The following is a 24550-nucleotide window of genomic DNA, read 5'->3' on the forward strand; positions in this document are numbered from 1 at the left end:
TGGATTAAAGATGCAATTTGAACATAATCATCATTCTGTCACTCAAGCGCTTGATAATATCGTATCAGCAGTACAATTGAGCTTTAATCAATGTAAAAGTGATGTATATTGGTTGTCAGTTGATTTTCGCATGCTGATTGCTGCAACAGGTGTAAAGCACACAGAAGCGCACAAAGCTGCAGTGTATATTGTTGATTCATTGGTAGAACAACTCAAACCTAATGAGTCTTTACTTATTTCGTCGTTTTACTTTAGTTTTCCTCACAGTAAAGCGTTTTCTCCCTACAAGAGTGAAGTACAAACCGGTGTTTTTGGTGCAATGTTGTTAGCCCAATATCCGCAACATAGAGTTCAACAACCATTTTATTCCTTTTTAGTTTTTGGTCACGCCTACCCCTCTCTCACACAAAATTATATCGCTAAAAGCACTGGACCAGATTCCATTTTTGAGTGGGTGATAAATAACAACACTCAGCTAATCTGCGTTGGGCATCACTATGTAAAATCACTCTCAAGCATTCACCATGCAGAGCATTGTGCCGATGTTGATTATCGCTACGTCAAAACATTTTCAGGTTCACTGCTCTTACAAAACAGCAAAGAGCAGCACATTGAAACTCAGTTTTATGTTCGAGACTTAGATACCTGTGACTTTTCTTCTTTAACCCATACTGGAGATAGAGCCTTTAGAGAAGCAGCAGTTATTGAATCCCAACTCCTATCCACACTAAAAAGACCTCTTCTCATTCACAGCATCAACCTACTCTGTGCACATGAAATGATGTTGCAAGATCTAAATAGTGGAAATAACCGATATGTTGATTACTATGGACCGATGAAACAAGAGCATGAAGTGATAACCGGCAAGGTAGCAGATAAGCTGTATACCAAAGAGTTAAACGCGCTAATTAATACCCAAAGCTGCTGATAATTAATGCCCTTTTACGACCAACAGTTATTTCAGGCTATTGGTCGTAAATCATTCAGCTGACTTAGGGACTGCCATTAAGTGTGGAGAGGCATAACTAAATGTGCCTGCGCAAATTTTTGTACCGTCACACAAAGCAATTACTTCGCCCTTACATATCCCCCTTCTCATAGAAAGTATGGTTGCTTCATAGCGCAATTCCGAGCAAGTGGCCACTGTGACTGCTTTCATCAGTTTAACGTTAATATTGTTTACATAAGCCCGATGTTCTCCGTGCTCAAATGAGTCGTAAATCAGTAGCACCAACGTTTGTAACATACCTTCTATCTGCAATGTGCCCGGCATGACTCCAGATTTTGGTAAATGACATTCAAAAAACCAATCATCAACGGAGATAGACTTTGTCGCAATAGCCGTTTTCCCTTTCTCAATCAACTCGTAATTATCGATCATTAAAAAAGGGGCGGTTATATCCAAAGCGGTAGATATTTGTTCCGCAGTTTTCATCATCATTTAGCCTCCATATCCACTACAACTCTGCCATATATATTCTGCTCCTTAAAGTTTTCAATAGCACAACTGACCCCTGCTAATTTCACTTTTGTGTAGACATCACAAAGCGCAGAACTTCGCCAAATTGAGGCCAGTTTTATCAGTAGACTTTTTCTACTTTCGACCGAGGTTCCTTCCGCGTTGATACCTATTAGACTGATCCCACGAAGAATAAAAGGTAATACATTTGTCTCAAAATGCGTCCCCGCAACAAGCCCTGTGCTCACAACAATACCATTCTCTGATACCTGCTTTAAAATACAAGCGAGCACATCTCCACCAGCCACATCAATGACTGCCTGCCACCTTGAAGGCAATAAGTTTTGTGTCGTCTTCACATCTGACGCATTTAAATCAACAATAGCGGTGACCCCTAAATTCTCAAGGAAAACTTTACCGTTTTCCCGAGTTACACTCACTTCAACGTCATAACCAAGATGCTTAAGAAGTAATACAGCGATACTGCCAAGACCACCACTAGCTCCAGTTACCAGCACCTTACTAGCTGACTTGTCGATACCATGCTTTTCGATTGCTTCAACGGCAAGTGCTGCTGTATACCCTGCGGTTCCATATACCATTACTTCCTCTAGGCACATATTTTCTGGCAATCGGATGAGCCACTCAGCAGGTACGCATATATACTCTGCAAGACCGCCCTGATAATTCATCCCCAATGGCGTACAAAACACAGCTACTCTATCGCCTTTTTTAAAAAGAGCTGAATTTGATTGCTCAACCACCCCACTTGCATCAAGCCCCGGAGTATGAGGGAAGCGGCGAGTCACTGCAGGATTGCCCTGACAGGATAAAATATCTTTATAATTTAAAGAAGAATAGTGCACTTTTACGAGTACTTCAGAACTAGGTAGATGTGTCACTGGCAAGCTTTTAACTCGATATTCAAATTCTCTTGGAGATTTTTTTTCCACTACGAGTGCATTATAGTATTCTGTCATGGCAAGTGTGTTTTAATATATCAAGATACTGACATTCTTTTATAGATGCTATTGATAGTCAACGAATATTCTTTCACAATAATAGTTATTGCTCGTCGTCAAATAGGAACAATAAATGAGTAACTTAGAAAAGTACAATCAGGCCTTTATTACAGCTTTTGACATCACTGAAGCACAGCTCACCGATGACTTCGGCTATCAAGCAATTCCTGAGTGGGACTCAGTCGGTCACATGGGACTAGTTGCAGAATTAGAAGATGCATTTGATATCATGTTAGAAATGGAAGATATCATAGACTTTAGTTCATACGGCGAAGGGAAAAACATACTTAAAAAGTATGATGTTGAAGTTGTATAATAACTAGTTTTAAAAAATGATAGCACAAGCTTAAAGCTTGGCTATCATTCCGTTTCTAAAGCATTTCAAGAACGCTTTGTTGCTCTAATTTACTGATCGCACTTTCCATATCTACTACGCTACAACCCGATAAGTTCGCAATATCTATCGTGTCATGCTTTCCATCACTATAATTGAGTAACATCCTGATATGATTCAACTCTTCTAATTGGCCAACTCTTTCTTTGCTGAAAAAGCTCAATGTCGGGTACAGCCCTCGCTTGCCTAAATTTGGTTCACCATAAGGAAACTTGTTCTCGAACGTTGCTGTCTGCTCCAACGCAATGAGAATCTTCTCAAGTTTGTCGATACTATCCAATATCGGTTTAATCCCCATATTTTCTTTATCGTCTAACGAAGTATGATACTCACTATAACCTGCATGAAAACATCGACTCACGCAACATACTGGAAATTGAAAACCTGGTGAATTGTATTGACGCTCATCTGAACCACTTAATGGGCTGAATGGAATGTTTTGGTGGTGAAATCCATGTTCATTAAGGTGATATAGCAGTTTATCTAACAATCCATTATCGTTACGACTATGCTTGAATACTAATTCTTCAGGCTCACCACCCATACAATTAATTACAAGACCTGAAACTAAATTTTCCTTTAAGTAATCGCCCTCTAAATGAAGCAACCCTAAACTACCAATTGTTTCCGGATGCAAAGCAAAGCGATACGAATAACGTCGCTTTGGCCAGCGCTTAATTCGGTGATATAAACCGAGCAGCACCAAAGGCCCACTGATTTCATTATTTGCCATTGATGGATGACATAAATAAGAACTTAGCAGGATTTCCTTTTTTGACTCTCCCTCAAGGACAGTCTGTGCAATATCCAAATGACCATTAACAAATTCGCTGTCAATGACCGCTTTATATGTGCCGGGTTTTAACTTATCCCGAGTATTCTGAGATACACAAAACCCCCACCTTTTTTTGTAATAACTGGTCACATATGGAATGGCATTCGGTAACTCAGGAAGACTGTAAAGGTGGTTTTGTAATTCTTCGAGCTCAATCTCACTATTTACAGGCTCAGAGTAATTTACCACTTCTAGATTTAAACGTTTCATATCGGCGACTTTTTGCCCATCCGGATCTAGAAGGTATGCATCATTACAGTGCCACTCTTGTGGAACTGTCCAATCAAACACTGAGGTACCTGTCGGGATAGACTGAACTGTCAAGGGCATATAACGAGAGAAAATATCATAACTCTGACGCAAGCCTGGCCCCGTGATTGAACGCAATATGGGGAAAAGCTCATCAAAAAGGTCACTATAAAACAACTCTGACTCTTGATATTGCACGTTCTAAACTCCTTATTTCCCGAATATGATACACTTTATTTTTCTAGTGCGTTTATTGTTCTAAATGGATATCGTTGGCACGCCACACATTATTTCCAATAAGATTATCCAATAAAATATAACTCTCAAAAATTACTTATACAACATACTGTTACCTTTTAGTGGTAAAAAGTTACCGTTTTCCTTTGCGTTTAAGCTCTTCCAACCGTTCTCGCTCCGCCAAAATCATCTTTAACATCTGAATGCGAAGCTCCGCTTCTTGCTGTTTAAATTCAGAGAGCTGCTCTTCAAGCACTTCCACTTCATCTACTTTTGTTTGGTCACGGTACTTTTTACTGCCTACGTGTTCGATTAAAGCTTGCTGCCCATCATTAATCGCGTCTGGGTGCTGTTCGACTTTTAAAAAGCGCTGCTCTTGGGATTGCATCAGCTTATTAATTCTTTCTTGGAGTTTACGAATTTGCGCTTGAATAAGGTCCATTGCCTTTTCTAAGTTTTCATAATCCTCTTTAAATACAGGGTTATCTTCCTTATAACCAGCGGCTTCAGCATCAAGTTCTTTGGAAAGCATCGCGGGTAGCTCTTGCTTTTCTTCCGCATCGCTTGGTGATTTCGTCTTTATCTGGTTGGAAGCAACTTGAGCCGAGCCTTGTGATTTCAATTCAGTCTGTTGCTTTAGCGGTGATAAGCTACCTTGATGTATTTGAATATCCATTTTCACTCCTTGGGATAGACACTGTTTGCAATACATATCGGAAAAACTGGATAAAACTTAATTAAATTTATGTTGTGCGTTCCTAATTTCGTTTCCGCTGTCTTCAAACTGACATCAACTCGCGACCAATTTGTCATGAATACCAGCAAAAATACTCGATAAGCTAACTCGGCTAGGAAGTATGTTGGTATAGCCTCTTTTTTCGCGGGAGCGTTATGGAAAACAAGCAAATTGCGGTAGTAACTGGTGCCTTTGGTGGTATTGGTTCTGCTATTACGAAAACACTCATTGAAAAAGATTTTTTTGTTGTCGCGATAGCAAGCGAAAGGCGTAATGAGGCCGACTTTGATCTCTGGCTTAACACGCTACAAATCAATCCAGCGGCAGTAAAACCTCTATTCTTGGATGTGACTAATGCTGAGCAGTGCCACACAGCGATGACTCAGGTCCTACAAGAATTTGGTAATATCGATTTACTCGTAAACAACGCCGGGATCACACGCGACTCAGCGTTTAAAAAAATGACCCACGCGCAATGGAGCGAGGTGATCAACACCAATCTAAATTCCCTTTTTAATATGACCAACCCGGTCTTTGCGGCAATGTGCGCTAATAAGCAAGGTCGTATCGTTAATATCTCTAGCGTTAATGGCCTAAAAGGTCAATTTGGGCAGGCAAATTATTCCGCTGCGAAAGCGGGCATGATTGGCTTTACTAAAGCGCTAGCCTATGAAGGTGCGAGAAGCGGTGTCACCGTCAATGCAGTAGCGCCAGGCTACACAGAAACGCCTATGGTGAGCGCCATGCGTGAAGACGTATTAAATAGCATAAAAGCACAAGTACCGATGCAGCGTTTAGCCACGCCTGACGAAGTTGCAGCTGCAGTTGCTTACTTAGCATCAAAAGAAGCAGGTTACATTACTGGCGAAACCCTGTCGCTCAATGGCGGCCTATATATGCAATAACCTAAGTACCACTGAGGGAGCGAGCTGTACCTGATGTTCGGTGGTGCCAACTATTCACTATCATCCATTGTGTTAACTTAATCGATAACAAGGAAAAGACCATGTACAGCGATTTATTCAAAACATTCAACGAACAAACTGAGCAATTCTTTGCACCAGCGGTACAGTTTAACCAAATCGTGGCAAAAAACATCGAAGCACTATCTAAAATTCAGCTGCACTCGGCTGAACAGATCACTAAAACATCCATTGAGCAGCTAAAGCAAGCGACTGAAATCAAAGATGCAAAATCTATGATGGATTTTAACGCAAGTCAGTTGAACGCGTTAAACGCACTAAGCCAACAGATGATCCAAGATGGTCAAAAGCTTTCTCAGTTAGGTCAAGAGTTTAAAGACAGCTTAGAATCTCTTGGTAAAGAAACGCTGAAAACAGCGAAAGCGCAATAACCTGCAATTTTGGGCGACTTAGGTCGCCTTACCCGTTCAAACAACACAAAGGATCTACCTGTATGGGCACTCAAGAAAATATTGAGCAAGGGTTAACTGCGTGGTGGCAATATAACCAAGAATTGTGGCAGCTCGCAGCGACACATTTTGGTAAAGAGAATCCATTACAAAATGCATTAAATGAGCAAAACCAAGCCGACTTACAAAGCTGGCTCAGTGCACTCAATCAGCAACCGGAAACCTTTATTAAACAGCAAAATGCGTGGTGGCAGACTCAGTTTGCAATTTTTCAAAACAGTTTTATGTCACAAACTACCGATGATAAAGAAGACATTATTAGCCCAGAACGTGGAGACAAACGCTTTGTAGACCCTGATTGGCAAGAAAATCCTTGGTTTAACTACCTTAAACAAAGCTATCTTTGGTTTGGACAATCACTACAAAACACCATTGAAAATACCCCAGGTCTCGACCCAAAACTTAAAGAGCGATTAGCGTTTTTTGCAAGACAGTCCGTTAATTCAATATCGCCGAGCAACTTTGTTTCAACCAACCCAGAATTACTCAAGCTGACGCTAGAAAGTAACGGGCAGAATCTATTCGATGGACTGGCGCGCTTAAAAAAAGATTTAGCCAAAAGCACTGAAATGCTCCGAGTCAGCATGACCAATGAAAATGCGTATACACTTGGAGAAGACCTAGCTTGTACACCGGGTAGAGTGGTATTCCAAAACCACTTGTTTGAATTGATCCAATATCATCCGACTACGGAGCAAGTACACAAGACTCCCCTGCTTATCGTGCCGCCATTTGTTAATAAATACTATATTTTGGACTTGAGAGCAGATAACTCTATGGTTAAATGGGCACTTGAACAAGGGTATACCGTGTTAATGATGTCATGGAAAAACCCAGATCCAAGCATGGCAAATATTGCGTTTGACGACTATGTCGTCGACGGTGTGTTATGTGCTTTAGAGCAAACTGAAAAGCAAACAGGCGAAACGCAAATCCATACTGTGGGTTATTGTATCGGCGGTACTCTACTCACTACGTGTATGGCCTATATTGCTGCTAAGCGCATCAAACAAAGAGTAAAAAGTGCAACCTTGCTAACTACGATTTTAGATTTCTCGCAGCCTGGTGAACTTGGCGCATTTATCAATGAGCCCACCATTAATGCGCTAGAACAGTATAATAATCAAAATGGCGTGATGTCTGGGCACTTGCTCGGTACTTCTTTTAGTATGCTGAGAGAAAACAGCTTGTATTGGAATTACTTCGTCAATAACTACCTCAAAGGCAAAGCGCCCGCCGACTTGGATTTACTCTACTGGAATAGTGATAGCACGAACCTAACAGCGACCTGTCACAACTTTATTTTACGGGACTTATACCTCAATAATCAGCTTATTGAAGATAAATCTGTCAGTATTCGTGGCACTAAAATTGACCTCAGTAAAGTAAAGCAACCTGTCTACTTTCTCTCTACCCGTGACGATCATATTGCGCTGTGGCAAGGCACTTTTGAGGGGGCTAAAAAGCTCAGCAGCCCGCTCACCTTTGTGCTTGGTGAGTCTGGCCATATTGCCGGAGTGGTCAACCCGCCAAGTGCAAACAAATATGGTTATTGGTTTGATGGACAAAACCAAGAAAACCCCGCCCAGTGGCTTGCTTCGGCAAAGCATGAAAGCGGGTCATGGTGGTCGCATTGGGCGCAGTGGCTACATCAAATAAACCCAGAGCAAGTCCCAGCTCGTGCCGCACAAAGTGATGAACAACCGGGGATTTACGACGCCCCCGGAGAATACGTCAAACAGAGTATTTAGGAAACTTACAATCAATTAGAGGCAAGCAATCTTGCTTCTAATATTTCCCGTTATTGACACATTCTATACATTCGGTCAGTCTAGGACACAAAAATATAGGGAAATAACATGATTGGATTTCTTATACTTGTTGCTGCGTTCGTAGCCTTTGTTGGCGTATTACAATATCAAAAAGTAAAAACGACTGCACGTAGGCGTAGTTTTATTCAAGATTACGACCTCACACATTTAAGACCCAAACTCAGCCGCCATTATCCAGAGCTTACTAATGAGCAACTGACACAAGTTGAATTAGGTCTTAAGCAGTTTTTTCAAGCGAACTTATTGCTCGAAGATCAATCCTTAGCTATGCCCTCTCGGGTTGTAGATGCGCTGTGGCATGAATTTATTTTACACACCCAAGAGTATCACTCCTTTTGCTACGAGGCCTTTGACCGTTTCTTACATCATTGTCCATCTGAGGCAATGAAAGGGAAAAACAAAGCTCAACTTAGTCTACGTAAGACATGGCGAGCCTGCTGTAGCATCGAGCGCATATCCCCGCGAAGACCAGCTGTTTTACCTATATTATTCGCACTGGATGCCTTACTTAATATCCCAAATGGCTATTACTACTCGGCAACCGATTTTCTAGAGCCCATTACCAAAGGCGATTCCAGCACTACAACCTATGCAGGGCACATCGGGTGTACGTCAATGGACAGTGGCGACAGCAGCACCTCTTCCTCAAGCTCTTCAAACTCAAGTTGTAGTAGTGGCTCAAGTTGCGGTAGCGGCTGTAGTAGTTAAACACAAAGTATTTCTAGGATGCGGCCTTTTACATTCGTTAACGTTAAGGCCTTATATTGGCGCTAAAGATTAGCTACTATTTGTACCGGTTTAACTAGTTTCTTTTGGTGATCCGGTGCCTATTTTCAACAAACATTACAGCCTGCTATTTTCAGCCTTACTGATGTCGGGATGCCACCAACTGGGCGAAGGTCAATCTTTGTGGAGAATCGCTTCAGAAGGCATCATTTTTGATGGGCAGCTGCAAACGCACCTGTCAGCTCCCTCAATTCAATGTGAACAGTGTGAAATCAAACGTCAGACCGATATGCGCCCTTCTGGTCCTGCGGATTACACATTGGTGTCGGAAAACCACAAACTCAAAGCGATTTGGGGTAAAAGTAGCAATGCCGCTTTATATATTCCAAATAACGCCGGAAGAACCTTAATAAACTTGGCTCCGGATACGGAAACGGGTGTCTGGATCATGGACTTAGATAGTACACCTAAGCCACTTAAAGTCGGCAAAGTAAATTATGTGATGCTTGGCGCTGACACTTACCAAGTAGTGATCAGTCCAAATTCACAGCGCACAAACTTCGAGTACGCCGTGCTTGTGAAATAGCTTTTATTGCGCTTCTAAAATCGTAACTGCCTCCGGTTTGAGCCTAACTAGATTCATTCCCTCAGTGACTTTGCTTGCATCAAACACTTCACCGTTTTCATGTGCTCTATGAGCCAAATAACGCTTCGTTTTCTCAATGTCTAACTTGAACTGCTCGAGTACTCCAGTCGCATAGGCTTGCTTCCCAATGGCGGACATTGGAAAAACCATATCGCCATCCCGTACCTTTACGTTTATTTCCTCGCCGTTATCTACTTTCAGTGTCATCCAACAACCGCGTTTTTTACACACCTTGACCACCTCACCCGACAGCGTGATCTGACTCCCCACAAACTGCTCAGTATTTTTCAATACGTCTTTGCCCGCAACGAGCTTACTCATGTCTGCACCACCACCAAACTGGGTATCACTTGCATAAGATATAGTGCTAAGCAATGCCAACATCAGCAGCAACCTATTTTGTAATTTCATAAAACCTCCTTCTCAAAAATTACAGCCAGTATAAACAAAAATGCCGACTTTACGTCGGCATTTTCAACATCATTTGGTTTTTGTTCGTTATAGTTTTTTCAGCTTCATATCAGTGCCAAATACAAGGCCATGATCTGCAACATCCATACTAAACTCAAACACCATATTTTGCTGTAAAAGTGCATCAATACCTTCAGGCATTGGTTGACCAGTCGCTTTTGCCGCTTCTAACATTGGCGCTAAAAACGCTTGCATATCCATACTGAAATGCGTCATGCCATTAGTTTCTAGCGCTTGGCTTGCCATTTTCTCAGCAATAATTGTCGCCTTTTCACCCGTAAACAATACCAAGTGATCGCCTTTAACCGCCAGCTTGATATCCATACCCAATGGCTGTGGAGATGGAATGTACTGGTTAATTGAAACCGGAGTACCATCTTCTGGGATTTGAATTTGACCCAGCATAGGTGCAAGCCCTTTCACCGTATTAACAAGTACTAAAGGATCTTCGGCAGACAATGTGACTAGCGCATCAAACGTTTTAGGTTCCGGCGTGCCTTGGTCGTTTAGCTCCATAACAAGATCAAAAACGGACGCACTCACGCCTTTAACCGAGTTCGCCATGCCTGTCATCATCGCAATAGCCATTGGACTGTTTTGTTTCGCTTGCTGCTGTAGCGCAACGAGTTCTGAACACTTGAATTCAGCTTTAGTAAAGCGGCCCCAAAGAGTGTTTACAAGCGGCGCAACTTTTGCAACATCAACACCATAGCCAAACCCTAGTACTTTCTCTTCACCGTTGGTGACGTGCGCAGGAATAAAGCCACGGATCGACCCAAGCGCTTTCATCAGTTCAGCATCTTTACCCACCACAACAGTATCAACTTCAAAGTCGATTGCGGAATTTGTAAATTTGATATTCTTGGTACCCAATACCGTTGCAGGCCACAGGTTGGCGATTTCACTGTAGTCCGCCTGACACTCAGGAGCACGTACCGCTGCTAATTTCTCAGTACCACCACCTAGCTGCAATAGGTTATTTAACATACGAGTCAAATCAGACTGCTTATTTGCAGTAATACCATCGACGATAGCCACATGGTTCAGAAACGCAATTGACGAACCATCAAAACCAAACTGCGTATTGTATTGCTCAAGTTTGCCAGATTGCGCCAGTGACTGGGCTGGTTTGGCAATACCCAAAGCAACTTTTAAATCCGCTTCAGTATTAATAGGGGTGTTAAATGTCGTCGTTACCCATTGACCCTGCACGGATGTGATAAGCTCAATTTTAGCTTCTGGCGCGAACTCAAGCTGATAACGCGTTAATGCGACGCCATCAAGCGTATCTTCTTGGTATGTGATTTCGGCATCTTTTGCAGCCATTTTTATTGTGCGCTGAAAAGCTTCAGGATCTGCAAGCTCATAACGCAGCGTCGGTAACAAACCAACGGTGTAGAATACACTTCTAACTGTCTCACCCATACCTAAGATAGCTTTCATTTGCTCAGGGGATGTCATCGCTAGATTGTACTGCTCTAATAACGTCGCCAGAAAATTCAGATGTTTGTCATTTTCTTTTCTAAGCAGCCCAGTTGCTTCTTCAAGGTTTTGTACTTTTCTAAGCGCTTCAGGCATAAAAGATAAATATTTTTGCTGCTCAAAAGGCGTTAATTGCCCCCAAAATACAGCGGTATCAGCCGGAACGTATTCCAGTTGCTCCATCGCAATGCTTGAAGAAGATGATTGAGTGGTTACATAAGCACCAACGGCAATAGCCACTGCACCTAAGCCAACGAGAAGTTTTGTATTCATAATTGATTCCTTGTTATCACCACGGCACATAGCCAAACACGTGGTAAATTTATTCTTCCCTACGAACCGCAACGATTGCGCGCGTCAGAGGTCGTTGCATAAAGACAATTGCATGTCCAAAAATGCAGCGGTATTGTACCTCGATTATTGTCTCAATTCCATTAATTGTGAATGGTCAAGCTACTCTCAATATTCGGTCAGTTTTAAAATGAGCTTGATCGTTACACCAATAACCACCAAGCTCTCATTTACAGGATTATTGACTTTCTGCTTGTAGAGTCAACCCTGAAAAAGCGGCGTAACCATAGAGTCCAATATGCCAAGTTCCCGCATTTGGATTGGTGATTGTGCACGTTTCATTATTGCCATTTTCATAAGGCCGACATTCATAGGTATTACTATTTGGTTGTTGACCAAAACGCAGATATAAATCAGCATCTCCAGTACCACCCGATGCCTTTACTTGCAAGCTCTGTGTCCCCTGTGCCACGTCAAAAGTATAATACTGCCACTGACCTTTACTGGCAGATTGATCCAACCATTGCTGGCTATTACCTTGATCTGGAGGAGTGTCAGTATAAACCGTAGCCGTTAGCGCAACGCCTGAATAACTCTCATAGCCATCAAGCATGACATAGTAACGACCTGTTTGTACTGGAGTAATCGTACAGACTTCATTATTACCTGATTTATAGGGTCGACAATCGTAGTTTTGTGTCGTTGGCTCCGCATTAAAGCGCACATACATATCTACATCACCACTGCCGCCCGCCGTTTCAACTTTTAGCTGCGTTGCTCCCGCAGGCACATCAATGTAATAAAGTGTCTGAGAAGACTTAGCGCCAGTGACATTCGCTTGTGTTTGACCACTGATAAGTTCAATTGCAGCTGGCGGCTCAACAATCGGAGTTTCTATCACAGATAGATTATTGCTTGCTTTGATCAGATTGAGTTCATCACCAATTTCGGCGGCATACCACCATGTCATATTCATCGGTAATGCGAGCGGATCGGCATCTCGCTGCGCCTTAGATAAGGCAGTTGCATTGCTTGAAAACTCAGCTGTTCGAACAGTAAGCTTATCATTTGTCACACTCAACACTTTAAACTGTTGAATACTCGCAAGGTCGATAGTCCAGCTTTTTGGATCATTGGCGCTTCTTGCCGGTGCACCCCAGCTTCCCTCACCCACATAAACGGTGCCGCCTTGGGTCGTTGCAGTAAAGCCATTGCTGGTAGGCGTTAGTGCGTAAGTCAGTTTATTGATATGAGTATCGGACTCTACTACTAAGTTCATCGCATTATTATAGAAGTCTTGTGCCCACCAAGTGTGTAATATGGTGTTGTCTGACTTACCTGAATAGTGAGGATACATCGGTTTGTGATATTGAGCGATACGCCACGTTGCGCTGTTGCCCTGAGACTGTAAGTCGCTTTTCAGCCAATTGTTCATCGCTGTGGCATAGCTCGACCAGCCACTATTTTTAAATTGGCTATTTAAGGTATAAACCCTTAAAAGCCCCGCCACGTTAAAAGCACCATAGGTATCTTTTGCTGTACACGCACCATCTTGGTCATAATCTACGCCAAATACTTGGCATAGCGTTTTGTAGTTATCATCTTCGTGATTGCCATGTGTTGCTACGAATGGATAAATTCGCTTGTATGCAAGGCCATCAATCAAATCATCCGAAAAGGTTAATTGCCAATCTTTTAAGTATTCACGCATTTCAGAAACGGAGTTTGCATTGGTGTAATCGCCACCATGCATAATAAATAGCGGTCGAATTTTAGCGATCAACTCATTGCCTTTACGGCGTGTTGTCCAACCCGTGCGCGTATCACCACCAGCTACAGCAGTGATCCCTGATGCCGTTTGCGGCGCAGTTCTGAACCACAGACGCTGACCGCAACCTTGTGAATCACAAACACGATAATAAACCGCACTATCTGGGGCTAAGCCGGTTAATTTCACAAATGAACTTGAGAGGCCCCCGTCAAAGGTATGCGTTGCGCTGACCGCTGCACTTTGCCAGCTCTGCTCATCCGTTGTGCTGCCATATTTAACAATATGATTAGTGCCTGACGTGGGTGTAAATCCTATTGTTGCTGAGGTGCTTGGACTGGTGTCCCACACAAGACGATGGTAGTCACTCGCAGCAAAACTGCTACAAGATAGACCAGCTGCAACCACAAAAGTTGCCATTTGAGTATATTTCATTTCCTTGGATCCTAGTTTAGAGTAACAGGCTCAACACGACTTTGAGCCAATGAGAGTGGTGTTGACGGCGTAGCCACCAACATGACAAATGCGGCGTTTGCATAAGGGAGCGAAAGCGTCTCTGCCAATTGAAAATTCACGGCCGTTGCTCCTAACTTTTCACGCTTAAACGACTTGGGTAACGGCACGCCAACCTCACCACTCCAATAGTCACCATTTTTAATGTGTGGGAAAAAATCACTTGCGATATGGGGCTTTCCAGGACTATTTGGTGTTTGAATTAAAGAGCGCAGCTCATCAGGTGTAGGTAAGCGCCACTCGGCACTACCACATAAAGAAGCTTGATTGGTTTTACGGATCAGATCTTGGCTATCGCAGTGGGATGCTTCGAAATAACAATCACCTTGATCAGCATGACCAAATTGACCGTCATACCAAGAGTAACTCCAATAGCCATCGTGAATAGACTCATCATCTCGTTTTACTTCCCAAAGCAGATTAAGCTTTTTATCATAGACACAATGCCAAGGGCCCTGCCATACAGACAAAAACTGCATGTCATTGGTGACTTTAATAAAGCGTGCATGAGTTGGAATTTCTCGCTCAGGGGCGCTGAATAACAAGTAGCTAATCGCCACAGCGGCAATCGCTAAACTAAGTATTAAACGTGAGGCAACGGTCATAACATATACCTCAATTGAATCGCTCTGTGATGACGAGTATGCGCGATTTGTGCGTGATCGAATGCGGAGACCCACATGCAAACACCAGAACGCAGTTCAACATCAAGGGGAGAATGCGTTTGGTGTTTACGTACCAGCTCTAGCGTCCAATAACCATCGTGCCACTCTCCCCTAGCCCTAACATCGGCTCTATCTCCCTCAAAACGATTTGAACGGTACAACACGGACGGTAACTGTTCGCCAATTTTCGCCATGTCTTGTTGTGGGTTGTAGGTTTCGCTGGCAAACCAATCAAGGACTTTGCGCTCAGTGATATCTGGCGATGGGATTGGCATTCGCTTTGGCGTAACCTCAGTCGGTGAGTACCAGCGCCAGTTCATCACATAAGCACCGCTTTCTTTGCCATCAGGTTGATACCCTGCGGTGTAGCGTCTTTGCCCAAGTGCAACGCTTTGAGGCGGCCCAAAAAAATTATCATCGGCCAAGTACATGTCATTGGTTCTCAGCGCTTTCCAGTGCCATAAATCTCGCGTGCGGCCGTCCGTACTTGCATGATAGCCCTTGCCATGCCAGTTACGGGGCTTGCCCGCAAGCGGCGCATCGCCGTATTGAACGGTGCCATCGCCACCTAGTTCACAGGTAGTCGATAGCATGATGGCAAATTTATCTTCGTAATAAGTGCGCTCGTCAAAGCGATAAAAGCCATTTTCTTGTACTTGCCAACCGTCCGAGGTTTTTTCCAGCGGCAGATGCTCTAGGCTTTCGGTCGGATCTTGCCAGCGGATCAGAAAGAAGGTTTCATCATGGTTGCTCAACGCTTTTATTTCGACCTCACTACTCCCATCCAAGAAGTTTGCACCACCAAATGTAGTTAACTTAATAGGCTTAGCACGCAACCATTGTGGCTCATCTCCTTTACCGTCTATTTCAAGGTGGCTTTGCCTTGATAGCGGTGCAACTTCTAACCGTAAATGCTGCTCTGCAACAATAAGCTTTATGCCAAGGCCGCAAAAATACACTAGAGCAATGCTGCAACTGAGCAAAATAAGCGCGTTTCTGGGCACTAATACGCTCAGTACTTGCTTGCCCTTAAACACGGTGTGCTTTATGCCATGCAACACCAAATACAAAAAAATGGCTGCCGCTGATAACCCATGAATGACTAGACTGAGACTCTCTGGATTGAGCCAAAGTAACCATCCTGTGACTATGCTCAGCACGATAACCAGATACCCAAAATAGTTAACGGCTTTATCAAACTTGCTTGGTACGCCACGAAACGGTGCGCGAATGGTTGCCACAGTAAAAACAATCGCAATCAAGGTGAGTAAGCAACCAAATAACACGTGCACTGACAGCAACGCGCCTTGTGGAAGCAAAGGCGAAAGAAACGCCAGAAAATCATGATTGATAATACCCAAGCGAGGGCCTGTCAGTAACCCAACCAAGATAACTATTACCGCCATAACATGAAAAATGGCAAAACTACTTCGACGCACAACCGCTCCCAAATGAATAAAGTAAATTTAGTGTAAACAAACAAATTTACATAAATATTTCATATTTGGAAAGATGAGACTTTCTCATCTTGTGAATTAGCGGCACGTGTAATGTCGTGTAACTTGATTGTTAATAAGTTTGTACTAAGGTAGTTGATACTTCCACCGTCATGGACAGTTCAACATGAACAACAGACTAGTAATAAAATATGTAAGTGCGGCAGTGGCTTGCACACTGTTTCTCGCAAGTTGTAGCTCACCAAGTAAAAAACCTTCGGTGCCCAAAGAAACGCTCGACCCAGTTGCAGAATCTGGCCAAGTGCCTGAGCGAGTTTGGCTCAATCAAGGGTGGTCAGATAAACTTCGGCAAGACTTTTGGTTTACAGGCCAAGGGTCACAAATCATTCCCTATACTTGGTTTACTTGGTTAGAGCAACCCAACAGTAAAAAGCTCTTTCGCGATAGCGAACATATGGAAATGCTGCGCTACCTGCCCAGTAAAACCGCCGCCAATAACCCTTCAGGCTTGCCCATCGGTTTTGCCGTGCATAACAATCAAACCACGGGACAAGCTTGGGTCGGGATGACCTGTGCGGCATGTCACACGAACCAAATTGACTATAACGGCACAAAAATCTTGGTAGAAGGTGCGCCCACCCTCGCCAACTTTGTACTCTTCTTTAGCCGCCTAAATGCTGCGTTAGAAGCGACCCTTAACGATAATCAAAAGTTTAGCCGTTTCGCGATGCGCGTATTAAAAGAAGGGGCATCGCAAGAATTGATTGATGATCTACGAGACGATCTCAAGCATGTGGCGCTTGCAACCGCCGAGCGACAAACCGTTAATGACTTGCCCGAAGACTATCCAGACGATTTTACCAGCTATGCTCGACTTGATGCGTTTGGCAATATACAAAACGCCGGCACGGCATTTGCGCTTGACGACCTTAACAATAAAAATGCGCCCACCGCCCCCGTCTCCTATCCATTTTTATGGGGGACGCACCAGTCAAATGTTGTGCAGTGGAATGCTTCTGCCCCCAATATTCCTGTGGTCGGCCCATTAGTACGCAACATTGGTGAAGTTGTCGGTGTGTTTGGTTCGTTATCCATTGAAGAGGCGCCGGTTTGGCAGCGCGTTTGGGGGAAACATGCTCGATATAGCTCAACGGTAGACATGCATGCGTTAGGGCAACTAGAAGCGTGGGTAAAAACACTTCTGCCACCAGCTTGGCCTGAGCAATACCTTCCAGGGATTGACACCAATAAGGCGGCACAAGGAAAAATGCTATTCCAAGCAAATTGCGCCAACTGCCATCAATTAATTGACCAAAAAAATCTACTCAAGGATTACGAAGCAGTAAAAGTACCGGTAAAAGAGATAGGCACCGATCCCACTATGTCTAATAACGCAAGCTGCCATATGGCAAAAACACTGTTCTTGGAAGGCACAAAAACCGATATTATCGCGGGAGACAAATTCCAAGCCGTGGATAGCGCTATCGATATCCCAGTAAATGGCGTGGTGGGTCTAGTGCTAAAAGATCCCATCAAAGCAATCGAAGCGGGCTTAATAGCAGAACGCACCGGGCCAGATGGTAAGAAAACCACCGTGAAAAAATCCATTGAAGAGCGCCTCAAAGTCTATTTGGCAAATAGACAACAGTTAACCCCCAATACTAACGAAGATTGTGTGGATGGTTTTTACGACGCGGGTGTCTACAAAGCAAGGCCGTTAAATGGAATTTGGGCAACCGCGCCTTATTTACATAATGGTTCTGTGCCAAACCTATGGTCACTATTACAATCACCAGAGTCGCGCCCAGATACCTTCTGGGTTGGCAGTCGTGAATTCGACCCTATCAATGTTGGATATATTACTCATCAAGGTATGAACGAGTTCAAAGTGAACAAAGCCAGCGGTGAGGTGATGCCGGGCAATGATAACAGCGGTCACGTTTACGGCACTACCTTGAGTGACAATGAAAAATGGCAAATCGTTGAGTTTTTGAAAACGCTATAAACGCCATGTAGCGCTAAAAACAAAGGGCCGAATACAGGCCCTTTGACTTATAACCGAAAACGTTAGTTAAAATGACTCGTGCAACACCACCAGTGCACTTAATTTGCTTGCGCCAAACGTCATCATTTTTTCAAAATCCGACCTTGCGATGGGTACTTGCTGGCAGTCGATAGGGTTTTGGTCATCCTCAACATCAGGGTCATTAAGATATAAACACAACTCATCCAACCCCGTAATAAGCACCCAATGCGGCGCTTTTTTACCGTTTAGCCGATAAGTGCTGATCAAAGCCAATACCGCACTGCCCTGTAACAACCATTGTTCAACCTGTTCAAGCTTTACATCAGCTTGATGAATAGCAATATCACGATATTCACACTCTTGACGGAATTGCTCATGAACTAAGGTCATCACCTGTTTTTTTTGCGCGCTTCTCACGCCATCTAAAAATAGCGGGCCCGCCGTATTCACCATCACCTCTGCTGCAAAACCACGGCGCTCCGCAGCCAATGCCAATCCAAATGGGTGACAGCCGCCGTGACCTGCGGTCATAAAGATGGTGGTCGCTTCACGCCATATCTCAAGCTCTAAGGCCTGATCGCCCATACAGCCTGGATCTATGCTTGCCATTGCCATCATCAGTGACGCCGGTCCGCAGGTAAAGTCTGTCGTTTGCTGATACCAAGGAGCCTGATGCAACACCGCCTTTTGCGACAGCTTACGCACGCATTTTTGCATTCTTAGCGCGTCATCATGATCCGCGTAATAGTTTTGATACTCGCCAAATACACGATAACCCATGCGTTTATATAAACCGATGGCCGTGTCATTGCGTTTAGCCACTTCTAAGCGCATATATAACCAGCCCATTTCACCCGCTCTGACTTCAAGCTCAGACATCAGTTGGCGTGCTATCCCTTTACCTTGATGATGAGGCGATACCGCCAATGAATAAAGCCTTGCTAGCCGCGTTCCTTGGTGCAACCAAAGCAACCCATAGCCCACAAGTTCCCCGGCCAACTTTGCAGTGAGCAGCAGGCTATGTTCAAAACTGATGTAATGCTTGAGTTGGCGACGACTCAGTCTATCTGCGCTAAAGCAGCTTTGTTCCAGCGCATTCAGTGAGTTCAAATCTTGTTGTGTCGCCTTTTCAAGCACCAACGCGGCTTGCAACATTACTTTTTACCTCTCGCTTCAAGACGTCTTGAAAATTCAGACATTACTTGCATGTACAGCTCGTCACCGAGATATTTGTCTTCAACCCCTTGGTCAATATTTGGGTTGTCGTTTACTTCAAGCACGTAGGCTTTGCCGTTGTGCTCTTTAATATCAATACCATACAAACCATTACCCACGACTGCCGCCGCTTTTAACGCTGCACGTAACACCGCCTTTGGCACTTCAAACGTTGGTAGCGTGTCAAACCCACCCGAGAAATTACGTTTTGATTCATGGTTATAGATTTGCCAATGGTTACGTGCCATATGGTAACGGCATGCGTAAATTGCACGGCCATTTAATACCCCAATACGCCAGTCGTAATCTGTGTATAAGTAAGCTTGCGCCAACACAATCGCAGAGACGCTCATCAGCTCTTGTAAACGCTCGCCAAGCTCTTCTTTGGTTTTTACTTTAAAAACGCCTTTTGAGAACGAACTCTCAGGCATTTTAAGCACCATAGGTAACGATAACTCAGCAATCAGTTTATCGATTACTTGTTCATTACACTGACTCACAAATCGCGTTTCTAAACTTGGCACCTTCTTGTAATTAAAGGCATCATGTAAAAACACCTTATTACAACAGCGTAGGATCGAGCTTGGGTCATCAATTACCACTAAATCTTTTTGCTCTGCTTCTTGCGCAAGGCGATAAGTATGGTGATCAATCGCTGTGGTTTCACGAATAAATAGCCCATCGTATTGGCCTAAGTTGTATAACTCAGCCGCTTCTAATGGATGTACTTTAATGCCAAGCTTTTCACCCGCTTTTACAAAGCGGCTGATCGCCCCTTTGTTACTTGGCGGCAACTTTTCATCGTGGTCCACCAGCATCGCGATATCCCAGCGATACTTTTTGTGACTCTTACGTTTGTTCCACTGAGTGGCATGCACATGACCTAATACTTGAGTACAAAACTCAAGCTGCGCCACCTGCAGAGTCGAAAAGTCGCGTCGCTGCACCTGCACACGCACGCCTTTGTCTTGCTGCTGTAATGTCACTTTTAGTAAAGGCGCTGGAAATTGCTGAAATAAATACGCCGCCAACTTACTAAACTCAGGCTGTTGGGTTTCGCCCATACAAATGATCAGCTCAGCGTCATCGGTAATTGCGATCCCACGCTTATCAAACCAAGCTTGCGATAAAAACAACGCATTATCGCCATCACGTAAACCATTAATAACCTTTAGACTCGGAAGCACTTGGTGATTACGCGCTTCAGCAAGTAAAGAGCAGTAATAACCTTGGCTCAAATAACGGTCACAGTCACATAAATTAATCACTCGAAGTTTTGATTCACCGAGCTTTGGGTACTCTTGCAAATACGTTTCAAACGTCACTACGTTATTTGCCAAAGGCAGTACATCTGCATTTTGATCAACAACGAATAGAGTAGATAGCATCTAAATATCCTTAGGTGGCGATGCGTTAGCACATCAGTACATGATGGTTTAGGCACCCCACGATTTAACATAGGGTTAGTGGGCAAATTCAAGGGCCCACATAAAAGTGGAGTAGTTGTAATCTTAAATATAGCACTTAGCAATTGAGTAATTTTGATTATCAAGATAAATCTTTCTTGCTGTCGATAGTTGGGATAAAAGACTTTATTTTCAAACAGTTAAAAACCATAAAAGCACGTACAATCAGATTCGATTGAAACGATTAAGATTTCTCGTGTTTACAAACAGATATCAAGGATGAAATAGCAAGCGGTAGGCATGCTTAGGAATGCCACGAGCAATGAGCGCTTTAGTTGAGGTGGGTGTCAGCGATTTATACTCTTTGCGTTTAAGCGGTTACACTGATTTTCTTAGGTAAAATATAACCTTGATAACTTTTGAGGGCTGCTAAGGTTTCTTCATAATCTTTGGTTGGTTGGCCTATACTGCGGTTATACTCAATTCTACGTTCTAAAGCGCCCAAATAGTCTTTATTTTCTACACCTACAAGAGTATCACCTTTAAGCTCAAATTCTTCAAAAGGGATGTACTGCCATACGCGATCATCTCCAGTGACTTTAGCTAACGTTCTTATGTCTTCTTGAGATACGTTCCGCATATCAAGGCCATTGGTATTCGATTCCTTATTTTCAGAATCTAAAGAAAGTGATTTTTGATTGGCTAAATCTTGTTTTTTTACGACTTCGACAGCGTTGTAGTTACCATAAATAGCTTGGGTATTTGATATATTCATAAGAGAACTCCTTTCGTTTCGACCTAAATCTATATGCAATAATCACGCCTTTTTATTTACTGACGCACTGCATTTGTTGGCTTCCAACGACTAACAAATGGCTATTAACAAGGAATCGATGGCACCCACTACGATTTGCATCAACGCTGAACAAACTTAGGTGAAAAAAGTATAAAAATACTTAATTCACTGGGTACAAAAATGTTTATCGAAAGGCCAATTTTTAGCGCTCAAGCGTATCTCTACACCAAAACCGGGTTATCGCGCGAAAACGCGCCGTAAATACAAAAGAAAGTACAGAAACAAGTTACACACATCACTATCTGTACTCCAACAAGCGATTGTTAACACAAGCTGCGTGTCTCATAAATATTAAAATGTTAGGCTACCAACAGTACCCACAATATGGACATAAATATGGCAAACCTGAATACCGTGGAAATAAAGTCTTTTGTTCCAGCTAAAGACTTTGAATGCTCTAAATGCTTTTATCAGCTAATTGGCTTTGAAATGGCTTTTGAATCTGGAGATATCGCATATTTTAAATCTGGCTCTTGTTCTTTTTTGCTCCAAGATTTCTATGAGCCATTGCACAGCAACAACTTTATGATGCACCTTTTAGTCGAAGATGCCCAAAGCTGGTATGAACATGTTTTAAAACTCGAGCTGGACAAAACGTTTGGCGTAAAGATAACTGAACTTGTCGACCAGCCATGGGGAATGCTCGAATTTTGTATTACTGACCCAAGTGGCGTGTTGTGGCGCATCGCCGAAAATCAGTAACCTAACAAAAAGACTTTCGCGTCAATAACTGACTTTATGCTTTGCCGATTTCCAAATTAAACGAATTGAATATGAACAGGTAGCACCATTCACTACGTTTATCACGATAGGGAATCGATGAAACCCACTACATATTTGCACCGATGCTGGGAATTTAACTAACAAACCAAAACTTACCTACCTTCGGTTCTTCACTTTAGCTTTGACGGTGACTTCCCATACCATTTTATACAAACCTTATTCAGCGCACTTTGCTCTGTAAAACCGAGTGCGTCTACAATATCGAGCAATCTGGTGTTGTCGATGAGTTGTTCAAATCTATGCTTTCGCTCTTGGTCGAGTAAGGTTCTAAAGCTGGTGTGTTGTGCTTTTAGCTTACGCTGCATCGAACGCACACTCATGTTTAATGCCTTAGCCATACTTGCTTGGTTGACTCCAGTCAGTGAGTGCTTTGCCGCAAGTAAATTGGCAACACGCGTTTTTAAATCATGATTATCACAAAGCGCTGATACGCTTTTGGCAACCGCTTGCTCAATATGTTCGTGCATTAGGCTATCGACGGTAGCGACTGGCATGGTAAGAAAATCTAACGGAAACGACAGTGCATTTTCAGGGCAGTTTTGTGATACGGGGCAGCCAAACCAACTTTGCAAACGCTGTAATTCTAGGCCACACACGCTAAAGCTAAGCTGGAGTTGGTTAGGCGATAAAGTTGAACGCAAAAGCTGCCTTGCAGCGCTCACCCAAGCGGTCATATTACGCAAAATGGCTTGCTTACCCAGCGGGGTTTTTGGTTGCCAAGTTAACTTGGCATTGTCACTATCACTTGTGAATACGGCGAGGCCAATATCGGCGACAATTGCGTCGTAATGCAATAATGAGGTTATAGCCTGCTGCAAGTCTTTACTGGTTTCGACCAAGTAACCAAGCGCTCCATAGTCATGCAACCGAATGGCTTTACCCAGTTCAAAACCAATTAAGGGATCGCCGCTCAGCTCCTGCCCTACTTCAAGCAACCGCTCGTACTCAAAGAGTGCTACACGTTCAGGCCGTGACGCTACCAGCTCAGCAAACTCGCCTTGCAGTCTCTTGTCATCGGTAAAATGGTCATGGAGATATACCCATGCACTATAAAAATATACAAACGAAGTGGAGTGCATTGCAGTTCCTTTTGTCGTATTTGGACAAATTGTTGGCGCAGTTTGGCAGGATTGTCAATGGCTAACCCGTTACGCTAGTGCATATAAAGTACCAAAGCTTTGGCTAAAGAAGGAGCTGTATATGGTTGATGTATCGCTAATTTTACTGGCACTCAGTCCCATCTTTTTACTTTGTGTTGCTTGGGAGTATATCAAGCACCACGAATACTATGATTGGCGAGACTCCATACTCAATGCCCTACTCGCCTTGCTCCATCAAGGCAGCGACGCGCTGGCTTTGCTTGTGCTGATGCCGCTCTTTTACTGGCTTCATCAATTTGCCTTATTCACAATCGAATTAAATCTCTTCTCTTTGCTTTTTGGGTTTATTTTGCAAGATTTTTTGTATTACTGGTTTCACCGCGCATCACATTGTATTCACTGGCTTTGGAGTGCACACGTGGTCCATCACAGTTCGAACAACATGAATTTTACCACTGCATTTCGCCAAAGCTTGCTTTACCCTATTGTCGGTATGTGGCTGTTCTGGCTGCCTATGATACTGCTTGGATTTACCCCGACCTTGGTATTTGCCATCGTCGCAATCAACTTGGCTTTTCAGTTTTTTGTCCATACACAAACGGTTAATAGGTTAGGAGTAGTAGAACGGATCTTTAATACACCTTCCCACCACAGAGTCCATCACGCCAGTAATCCTGACTATATAGATAAAAACTTTGCCGGAGTGCTCATCATTTGGGATAAGCTTTTTGGCACTTTTGTGGAGGAGCGGGAAGACATAACAATTTGCTATGGAATAAGAGGTGCGGCACCAAAGCAGACCCTTTTAGATGTTAACTTTGCTCAGTGGCGTCATATGTTCCACCGCTTTTCACAAGCAAACACCTTAAAGAGCAAATGGTTGGCGTTATTTGGTTATCCAACCCACTTACCCGACAAGCCTAAGAATACAGCTTCAGTCAAACCTTAG

Annotated in this window: 23 protein-coding genes; 10 read left to right on the forward strand and 13 right to left on the reverse strand. The window is 43.4% G+C overall.

The window, feature by feature from the left end; translation table 11 throughout:
* Positions 1 to 10: 10 nt before the first annotated feature.
* Entirely contained in the window at positions 11 to 928 is a 918-nt protein-coding gene (locus BB427_RS03210) for an AAC(3) family N-acetyltransferase (RefSeq protein ID WP_069018919.1), read from the forward strand.
* A 51-nt stretch (positions 929 to 979) separates the two neighbouring features.
* Here BB427_RS03210 and BB427_RS03215 read toward each other — a convergent pair whose 3' ends face one another.
* Complete coding sequence (locus BB427_RS03215; RefSeq protein WP_052258352.1) at positions 980 to 1441, reverse strand: 3-hydroxyacyl-ACP dehydratase FabZ family protein; 462 nt, start codon at positions 1439 to 1441, stop codon at positions 980 to 982.
* Entirely contained in the window at positions 1438 to 2412 is a 975-nt protein-coding gene (locus BB427_RS03220; protein WP_175401234.1) for a YhdH/YhfP family quinone oxidoreductase, read from the reverse strand. The genes BB427_RS03215 and BB427_RS03220 overlap by 4 nt, the downstream gene beginning before the upstream one ends.
* Before the next feature lie 142 nt (positions 2413 to 2554).
* Between BB427_RS03220 and BB427_RS03225 the strand changes: the two genes are divergently transcribed.
* Positions 2555 to 2797, forward strand: coding sequence for an acyl carrier protein (locus BB427_RS03225; RefSeq protein ID WP_039496786.1), 243 nt, complete (start codon positions 2555 to 2557; stop codon positions 2795 to 2797).
* 55 nt (positions 2798 to 2852) lie between these two features.
* Here the strand turns inward: BB427_RS03225 and BB427_RS03230 are convergent, their stop codons facing one another.
* Both BB427_RS03230 and BB427_RS03235 read right to left on the reverse strand, forming a co-directional pair.
* Positions 2853 to 4157, reverse strand: coding sequence for a DUF4910 domain-containing protein (locus BB427_RS03230; RefSeq protein WP_045989169.1), 1305 nt, complete (start codon positions 4155 to 4157; stop codon positions 2853 to 2855).
* A gap of 172 nt (positions 4158 to 4329) precedes the next feature.
* A complete protein-coding gene (locus BB427_RS03235; protein ID WP_069018921.1) occupies positions 4330 to 4872 on the reverse strand; it encodes a hypothetical protein in 543 nt (180 codons plus the stop codon).
* 215 nt (positions 4873 to 5087) lie between these two features.
* Between BB427_RS03235 and BB427_RS03240 the strand changes: the two genes are divergently transcribed.
* The 5 genes from BB427_RS03240 to BB427_RS03260 all read left to right on the forward strand — a co-directional run bounded on the left by BB427_RS03240 (position 5088) and on the right by BB427_RS03260 (position 9508).
* Positions 5088 to 5837 (forward strand): SDR family oxidoreductase, encoded by a 750-nt coding sequence (locus BB427_RS03240; protein WP_045964280.1) that lies wholly within the window; start codon positions 5088 to 5090, stop codon positions 5835 to 5837.
* Positions 5838 to 5938: 101 nt separating this feature from the next.
* Positions 5939 to 6286, forward strand: coding sequence for a phasin family protein (locus BB427_RS03245; protein ID WP_017216260.1), 348 nt, complete (start codon positions 5939 to 5941; stop codon positions 6284 to 6286).
* A gap of 62 nt (positions 6287 to 6348) precedes the next feature.
* Entirely contained in the window at positions 6349 to 8115 is a 1767-nt protein-coding gene (gene phaC / locus BB427_RS03250; protein WP_069018922.1) for a class I poly(R)-hydroxyalkanoic acid synthase, read from the forward strand.
* Between the two features lie 108 nt (positions 8116 to 8223).
* On the forward strand, positions 8224 to 8904 hold the full coding sequence (locus BB427_RS03255) for a glycine-rich domain-containing protein (protein WP_069018923.1): 681 nt from the start codon (positions 8224 to 8226) through the stop codon (positions 8902 to 8904).
* A gap of 115 nt (positions 8905 to 9019) precedes the next feature.
* Entirely contained in the window at positions 9020 to 9508 is a 489-nt protein-coding gene (locus tag BB427_RS03260; protein ID WP_017216263.1) for a hypothetical protein, read from the forward strand.
* A gap of 3 nt (positions 9509 to 9511) precedes the next feature.
* Here the strand turns inward: BB427_RS03260 and BB427_RS03265 are convergent, their stop codons facing one another.
* The 5 genes from BB427_RS03265 to BB427_RS03285 all read right to left on the reverse strand — a co-directional run bounded on the left by BB427_RS03265 (position 9512) and on the right by BB427_RS03285 (position 16197).
* Entirely contained in the window at positions 9512 to 9979 is a 468-nt protein-coding gene (locus tag BB427_RS03265; protein WP_069018924.1) for a DUF4920 domain-containing protein, read from the reverse strand.
* Between the two features lie 87 nt (positions 9980 to 10066).
* Positions 10067 to 11794, reverse strand: coding sequence for a hypothetical protein (locus BB427_RS03270; protein WP_069018925.1), 1728 nt, complete (start codon positions 11792 to 11794; stop codon positions 10067 to 10069).
* Between the two features lie 256 nt (positions 11795 to 12050).
* Positions 12051 to 14015, reverse strand: coding sequence for a pre-peptidase C-terminal domain-containing protein (locus BB427_RS03275; RefSeq protein ID WP_069018926.1), 1965 nt, complete (start codon positions 14013 to 14015; stop codon positions 12051 to 12053).
* A gap of 11 nt (positions 14016 to 14026) precedes the next feature.
* Positions 14027 to 14698, reverse strand: a complete 672-nt coding sequence (locus BB427_RS03280; protein ID WP_069018927.1) for an Lcl C-terminal domain-containing protein — start codon at positions 14696 to 14698, stop codon at positions 14027 to 14029.
* Complete coding sequence (locus BB427_RS03285; protein WP_069018928.1) at positions 14695 to 16197, reverse strand: ethylbenzene dehydrogenase-related protein; 1503 nt, start codon at positions 16195 to 16197, stop codon at positions 14695 to 14697. Before BB427_RS03285 ends, BB427_RS03280 begins: the two co-directional genes overlap by 4 nt.
* Before the next feature lie 184 nt (positions 16198 to 16381).
* Here BB427_RS03285 and BB427_RS03290 point away from each other — a divergent pair, with 184 nt between their 5' ends.
* Entirely contained in the window at positions 16382 to 18220 is a 1839-nt protein-coding gene (locus tag BB427_RS03290; protein WP_069018929.1) for a di-heme-cytochrome C peroxidase, read from the forward strand.
* A 66-nt stretch (positions 18221 to 18286) separates the two neighbouring features.
* On the opposite strand, the gene BB427_RS03295 is transcribed toward BB427_RS03290, so the two are convergent.
* The 3 genes from BB427_RS03295 to BB427_RS03305 form a co-directional block, all read right to left on the reverse strand.
* On the reverse strand, positions 18287 to 19396 hold the full coding sequence (locus tag BB427_RS03295; protein ID WP_069018930.1) for a GNAT family N-acetyltransferase/peptidase C39 family protein: 1110 nt from the start codon (positions 19394 to 19396) through the stop codon (positions 18287 to 18289).
* A complete protein-coding gene (locus tag BB427_RS03300) occupies positions 19396 to 20844 on the reverse strand; it encodes a RimK family protein (protein ID WP_010606541.1) in 1449 nt (482 codons plus the stop codon). The genes BB427_RS03295 and BB427_RS03300 overlap by 1 nt, the downstream gene beginning before the upstream one ends.
* Before the next feature lie 388 nt (positions 20845 to 21232).
* Positions 21233 to 21637, reverse strand: coding sequence for a hypothetical protein (locus tag BB427_RS03305; protein ID WP_069018931.1), 405 nt, complete (start codon positions 21635 to 21637; stop codon positions 21233 to 21235).
* 417 nt (positions 21638 to 22054) lie between these two features.
* Here BB427_RS03305 and BB427_RS03310 point away from each other — a divergent pair, with 417 nt between their 5' ends.
* Positions 22055 to 22420 (forward strand): VOC family protein, encoded by a 366-nt coding sequence (locus BB427_RS03310; RefSeq protein WP_045988364.1) that lies wholly within the window; start codon positions 22055 to 22057, stop codon positions 22418 to 22420.
* Between the two features lie 191 nt (positions 22421 to 22611).
* On the opposite strand, the gene BB427_RS03315 is transcribed toward BB427_RS03310, so the two are convergent.
* The gene (locus BB427_RS03315; RefSeq protein ID WP_069018932.1) at positions 22612 to 23580 is read right to left on the reverse strand and encodes an AraC family transcriptional regulator; all 969 of its coding nucleotides are present in this window, start codon (positions 23578 to 23580) and stop codon (positions 22612 to 22614) included.
* Between the two features lie 121 nt (positions 23581 to 23701).
* On the opposite strand from BB427_RS03315, the gene BB427_RS03320 reads away from it, so the two are divergent.
* Positions 23702 to 24550, forward strand: a complete 849-nt coding sequence (locus BB427_RS03320; RefSeq protein ID WP_069018933.1) for a sterol desaturase family protein — start codon at positions 23702 to 23704, stop codon at positions 24548 to 24550.

The sequence above is a fragment of the Pseudoalteromonas sp. BMB genome, from assembly GCF_001709235.1.
Classification (GTDB): domain Bacteria; phylum Pseudomonadota; class Gammaproteobacteria; order Enterobacterales; family Alteromonadaceae; genus Pseudoalteromonas; species Pseudoalteromonas maricaloris.